The sequence below is a fragment of the Streptomyces sp. NPDC054841 genome (assembly GCF_053611045.1).
Genome location: NZ_JBSGZO010000495.1, coordinates 1 through 5,983 on the forward strand (window position 1 = coordinate 1; position 5,983 = coordinate 5,983).

The 5,983-nt window shown below is 73.2% G+C and carries 5 protein-coding genes and 1 pseudogene; 4 read left to right on the forward strand and 2 right to left on the reverse strand.

Annotated elements, in window-relative coordinates; genetic code table 11:
- The first annotated feature begins 179 nt into the window (after positions 1–179).
- Entirely contained in the window at positions 180–803 is a 624-nt protein-coding gene (locus tag ACWGI8_RS37570; protein ID WP_453667924.1) for a dihydrofolate reductase family protein, read from the forward strand.
- A gap of 114 nt (positions 804–917) precedes the next feature.
- Positions 918–1,175 (forward strand): annotated as a pseudogene (locus ACWGI8_RS37575) (EamA family transporter); the annotation flags it as partial.
- 4 nt (positions 1,176–1,179) lie between these two features.
- On the opposite strand, the gene ACWGI8_RS37580 reads toward ACWGI8_RS37575, so the two are convergent.
- Entirely contained in the window at positions 1,180–2,733 is a 1,554-nt protein-coding gene (locus ACWGI8_RS37580; RefSeq protein WP_453667925.1) for a glycerol-3-phosphate dehydrogenase/oxidase, read from the reverse strand.
- On the reverse strand, positions 2,730–3,329 hold the full coding sequence (locus tag ACWGI8_RS37585; RefSeq protein ID WP_453667926.1) for a TetR/AcrR family transcriptional regulator: 600 nt from the start codon (positions 3,327–3,329) through the stop codon (positions 2,730–2,732). Before ACWGI8_RS37585 ends, ACWGI8_RS37580 begins: the two co-directional genes overlap by 4 nt.
- Positions 3,330–3,401: 72 nt before the next feature.
- On the opposite strand from ACWGI8_RS37585, the gene ACWGI8_RS37590 reads away from it, so the two are divergent.
- Positions 3,402–4,997 (forward strand): FAD-binding oxidoreductase, encoded by a 1,596-nt coding sequence (locus ACWGI8_RS37590; protein ID WP_453667927.1) that lies wholly within the window; start codon positions 3,402–3,404, stop codon positions 4,995–4,997.
- A 30-nt stretch (positions 4,998–5,027) separates the two neighbouring features.
- The gene (locus tag ACWGI8_RS37595; protein WP_453667928.1) at positions 5,028–5,909 is read left to right on the forward strand and encodes a YegS/Rv2252/BmrU family lipid kinase; all 882 of its coding nucleotides are present in this window, start codon (positions 5,028–5,030) and stop codon (positions 5,907–5,909) included.
- The last annotated feature ends 74 nt before the right edge of the window (positions 5,910–5,983 follow it).

A 5,983-nucleotide genomic window follows, 5' to 3' on the forward strand; every position in this document is an offset into this window, starting at 1 on the left:
GGTGCGCCCCGCGCGCATGCCCGGGCCGCGTGGCCGCCGTCGACCGTGAACCGGGCGGCGACCGGACACCGCGATGAGTTCCGGGCGGGAGCGGAGTCGGAGCTTGTGGGATCCGGACAGGCATCCGGGAAAGGTTCCGCGAAAGGCATCCGCCAAAGGCTCCGCGAAAGGTTTCCGCCATGGCACAGCTCACCCTGACCCAGTTCCTGACACTGGACGGCGTGTACCAGGCCCCCGGGGGCCCGAACGAGGACACCCGCGGCGGCTTCGAGCACGGCGGCTGGTCCTACCCCTTCGCGGACGACGACTTCGGGGCCTTCGTCACCGGTGTCTTCGACCGCGCCGGAGCCTTCCTCCTCGGCCGGCGTACGTACGACATCTTCGCGGGCGCCTGGCCGAAGGTGACCGACGAGAGCGACCCGATCGCCTCCCGCCTCAACTCCCTCCCCAAGTACGTGGTCTCCACGACCCTGGAGAAGGCCGAGTGGCACAACTCCACGATCATCTCCGGCGATGTCGCCGCGGAGGTCGCCCGGCTCAAGGAGCAGCAGAGCGACGGCGAGCTCCAGATCCACGGCAGCGGCGCGCTCGCCCGGTCCCTGATGGCCGCCGACCTGATCGACGAACTGCACCTGCTGGTCTTCCCCGTGGTGCTCGGCACGGGCCTGCGTCTGTTCACGGACGGCGCCCGGCCCACCCGGTTCGAGCTGACCGCCGCCACGACCACGGGCAAGGGCGTCGCCATCCACACGTACCGGAACGCGGGCCGCCCCGAGTACGGCGCATTCGAGCTCGCCGAGTGAGATCGTCCCGGGTACGGTGATCGCTCCGGGTGCGAGCCGCCGAAGTCTCCACACCGCCGGAGTCGTTGGAGACCAGGGCCCATGTCCTCGATCGCCGCACCCGTACCCGTTCTCGCCCCGCGCGAGTGGGCCGGGCTGCTCTTCCTCTCCGGCTTCTGCACACTGCTTGCGTTCTTCGTCCGGATGTGGGCGGTCCGCCGCACCTCCCCGTCCCGGGTCAGCCTGCTGTTGGGCACCGAACCGCTGTGGGCCGCGGCAGCGGGCATCGCCATCGGTCACGAGCACCTGGGCGCCGTCGGGATGACGGGCGCGGCGCTGGTGCTCGCGGGGACCTGGTGGGGGCGCAGGGCGGCGGACACCGCCATCGGCTGATCCGTCAGGAGCCGTGCGCCAGGGCCTCGCGGGCCGCGGCGGCCGCCGCCTTGCGGTCGTGCGGGACGAGACCGATGCGGGTGCGCCGGTCGAGGACGTCCGACTCGTCGAGGGCTCCCTCGTGACGTACGGCCCACAGCAGTTCCGCGCCCGTGACCGGGTGGCCGGGGACGACGGGACGGGCCAGGTCCGGGTCGGCGAGACCGAGCGCGTGGACGGCCGGGGCCTCGGCGCCGTACCGGCGGACCAGGCGCCGCGGCGCGTCCAGTGTCGCGAGCGCGCTCGGCCGGGCGGCGCCGACCAGCGGGATCGCCGCCGTCCTGCACCGGCCGGCGGTCAGGCCGCGCGCGCTGACGGCGGCGTCGACGGCGTCCTGCGCCATCCGGCGGTAGGTGGTGAGCTTCCCGCCGACGATGGTGACGACCCCGTCGGGCGAGGTCAGCACGGCGTGCTTGCGGGAGATGTCCGCGGTGCGGCCGGAGCCCGCCGCGCCGGAGGTGTCCAGGAGCGGCCGCAGTCCGGCGAACGCCCCCACGACGTCGTCCCGGCTCACCGAGACGTCGAGCGCGGAGCCCAGGACGTCGAGGAGGAAGCCGATGTCCGTCTCGGGCACCTCGGGGACGTCCGGCACCGGGCCCTCGACCGGCTCGTCGGTCAGTCCCACGTACACCCGCCCGTCGCCCTGCGGCAGGACCAGGACGAACCGGTTGGTCTCCCCCGGAATGGGAATGTGCATGCCCGCCGAGAGACCCCCGAGGGCCTCGGAACGCAGCACGAGGTGCGTGCCCCGGGACGGCCGGAGCCTGATGTCGTCCACCAGCCCGCCCGCCCAGACACCGGTGGCGTTGACGACGGCACGCGCCCGGATGTCCAGCTCCTCGCCGCTGAGCTCGTCGCGGACCCGGGCGCCCGAGCCGCTGAGGGAGAGGGCGCGGACGTGGGTGAGGATCCGCGCGCCGTGCGCGCCGGCGGTGCGGGCCACGGCGGTGACGAGACGGGCGTCGTCGGTGAGCTGGCCGTCCCAGGACAGCAGCCCGCCGCGCAGCCCGGTCGGCCGCAGCGCGGGCGCCATGTGCCGGGTCTCCACCGCCGACAGGGCGCGGGGCGCGGGCAGTGTGGCGCGTGATGTGCGGGCGGAGACCCGCAGCAGGTCTCCGGCCCGGAAGCCCGCCCAGGCCAGCGCGGCCTGGGAGCGGGAGACCAGCGGGGTGAGCGGCAGGACGAACGGCTGGGCGCGCACCAGGTGCGGAGCGGTGCGCTCCATGAGCACACCGCGCTCGACGGCGCTCTCGTGGGCGACGTCCAGCTGCCCGGTGGCGAGGTAGCGCAGCCCGCCGTGGATGAGCTTGGAGCTCCACCGGGACGTACCGAACGCGAGGTCGTGGGCGTCGATCGCGGCGACGGTGAGACCGCGCGAGGCGGCATCCAGGGCGGCTCCGGCGCCGGTCGCGCCGAGACCGACGACGAGCACGTCGACCCCGGTGCCGTCGGCGAGTTCGGCGAGCTCCTGAGCGCGGCGTGCCGCGTTGAGCGAAGAGGCGGGACTCGGGCTGCTCATGGCGTAAGGGTCCTCTCCAGAAGGGTCCGCAGCTCTTCGAGGAAGGCCGCGTCGGTGAGCTCGGGGTCGTCCGGTTCGGTCATCGTGCGCAGCGAGAGCGTGAAGGACTGCACGACGAGCAGCAGGGCGCGGGCCTGGCGGTCGGGGTGCGCCGCACGGACGGAACCGTCGGCGTGCCCCTCCTTCAGTGCGCCGGTGATGAGCCCCAGCAGGGCGTCCTGGCTGGCGCCCCGGCGGTCGAGCACATAGGGCAGCAGCAGCTCGGGGTCGACGTCGAGGATCTTGTGGAAGAGCGGGTGGGCGCGGAAGGCCGCGACTCCGTCGACCAGTCCGTCGACCAGCCGCGCCCGGGTGGGGGCGCCGGGCACGACGGCGGGCATGGTGCCGATGGCGAGAGCGATCCACTCCCTGGTCATCAGATCGCCGACCAGGCTCCGTACGTCCGGCCAGCGGCGGTACAACGTCATACGTGACACACCGGCCCGCCGGGCCACATCGGTCAGCGTGGTCCGGCGTACGCCGACGGCCAGAACGCAGTCACGTGCTGCGTCGAGCACGGAATCCGAGTCCGCATGGTTGTGACGAATGGGCGTCATCTGTCACAGTGTAATGCCAGTGCAGGCCGCGCGGCACAACGCCCCGCGAACCGACGGTGAGGAACAGACCAAGTGGACATGTTGTGGAGCGGCTGGGGCGACCCGGCCAAGGCGGCCCCGCTGCCCGACACGGTGATCGGCCTGCTGCGCGACCTGCTCGGCGTCACACCGCTCGAGACCGGTCCGGCCGAGCTCGGCGATATCGCCGTCCCCGACGCCGCGCTGACCGATGCGGCCCGCCAGGCGCTGACCGAACGCGTCGGCGACCGGGTGTACGTACGCACCGACGCGGAGACGCGGATCCGGCACACCCGCGGCAAGTCCACCCCCGACCTGCTGCGCATCCGCGCCGGAGAGGTCGACGACATACCGGCGGCCGTCGTGCTCCCGGGCAGCCACGACGAGGTGCTCGCCGTCCTGCGGGTCTGTGTCGAACACGGCCTGGCCGCCGTGCCGTTCGGCGGCGGCACCTCCGTCGTCGGCGGCCTGGCCCCCGAGGGGAAGCGGAGCTTCATCGCGCTGGACCTGCGCCGCCTCGACAGCCTGCTGACCCTCGACGAGGTCTCCCGCACCGCCACGATCCAGCCCGGGCTGCGCGCTCCGCACTGCGAGGCGCTGCTCAACGAACAGGGCTTCACGCTCGGTCACTTCCCGCAGTCGTACGAATGGGCCTCGATCGGCGGCTTCGCCGCGGCCCGCTCCAGCGGCCAGGCCTCCGCCGGCTACGGCCGCTTCGACGAGATGGTGCTGGGCCTCACCGTCGCCACCCCCGAGGGCACCCTGGAGCTGGGCCGCGCGCCCCGCTCGGCGGCCGGCCCGGACCTGCGCCAGCTGGTCCTCGGCTCCGAGGGCGCGCTGGGCGTGATCACCTCGGTGACCGTCCGGATCCGCCCGCTCCCCGGGACCCGGATCTACGAGGGCTGGCGCTTCTCCTCCTTCGAGGCGGGCGCGGCGGCACTGCGCACACTCGCCCAGGACGGCCCGCGGCCGACCGTGCTGCGCCTGTCGGACGAGACCGAGACGTTCATCGGCCTGGCCCAGCCCGACAAGATCGGCAGCTCGGACGCCCCCCAGGCCGCCGGGTGCATGGCGATCGCCGGATACGAGGGCACCGCCGAGGACACCGCGGACCGGCGCGCCCGCGCCCGTGAGGTGCTCCTTGCCTGCGGCGGCGAGTTCGTCGGCGAGGAGCCGGGGGACCGCTGGGCGCACGGCCGCTACAACGCCCCGTATCTGCGCGACGCGCTCCTCGACGCCGGCGCCTTCGCCGAGACCCTGGAGACCGCCGGGTTCTGGTCCGCACTGCCGGGCCTGTACGACGCGGTACGCCAGGCGCTCACCACGACCCTCACCGACGCGGGTACACCGCCGCTGGTGATGTGTCACATATCCCATGTGTACGAGAACGGCGCGTCGCTGTACTTCACCGTCGTCTCGGCTCAGGGGGACGACCCGGTCGCCCACTGGGCGCCCGCGAAGCGGGCCGCCAACGACGCGATCCTGGCGGCGGGCGGCACCATCAGCCATCATCACGGCGTCGGGACCGACCACCGCGACTGGTTCACCCAGGAGATCGGCCCGGTCGGCGTCCGAATCCTGCAGGCCGTCAAGGCCGAGCTCGACCCGGCCGGGATCCTCAACCCCGGCGTGCTCATCCCCGTCCGCTGAACCGGCCCCCTGCCTTCCGGAGGCGCATCCATGCGACAGTTCACCGCCGTCGTCAACCCCACCGCGGGCGGGTCCAGCGGTACGGCGGCCCTGCTCCCGCTGGCCCGGCTCCTGCGGGAGGCCGGGGCGCAGCTCGACACCCAGTACAGCCGCAGCCTGGAGCACGCCCAGGAGGTGGCGCGGCAGGCCGGCGAACGAGGGCACGTCGTGCTCGCCGTCGGCGGCGACGGGATAGCCGGCGGTGTCGGCGGGGCTCTCAGCGGCACGGACACCGTGTTCGGCCTCGTCCCGGCGGGACGGGGTAACGACTTCGCCCGTGCGCTGGGGCTCCCGACCGACGCGCCGGCCCTGGCGGAGCTGCTGCTCCACGGCTCGCCCCGGGCGGTCGACACCATCGGGGTCGAATCGGCCGTCCACGCCGGCACGTCCGTGCTGGGCAGCGTGTACGCCGGTGTCGACGCCGTGGCCAACCGGTACGCCAACACCTCCCGGCTGCTGCGGGGCGCGGCCTCGTACTACTCCGGTGGTCTGCGGGCCGTCGTGACCTGGCGGCCCGTGAACTACCGCATCACGGTGGACGGGGTGCTGCACGAGCGGCGCGGCTACACCGTGGTGGCGGCCAACTCCGGTTTCTACGGCTTCGGCCGCAAGATCGCCCCCGGTGCCCGGCTCGACGACGGACTGCTGGACGTCGTCGTGATCCGGCACGCTCCCAAGCGGCTGTTCTTCGCGATGATGAACGAGCTGAAGACCGGCGAGCATCTGAAGCGCCCCGAGGTGGAGATCCTCCAGGGCAAGGAGGTCCGCATCGAGGCCGACCGGGCCATCCCGTACGGGGCGGACGGCGAGGTGGACGCCACGCTTCCCGTCACGGCGAGGGTGCAGCCGGGTGCGCTCAACGTGCTGTGCTGACAGTGCACTGTGACAGTTCACAGTTCACAGTTCGCGGCTGACGGCTGACGGCTGACGGCTGATGGCTGACGCTC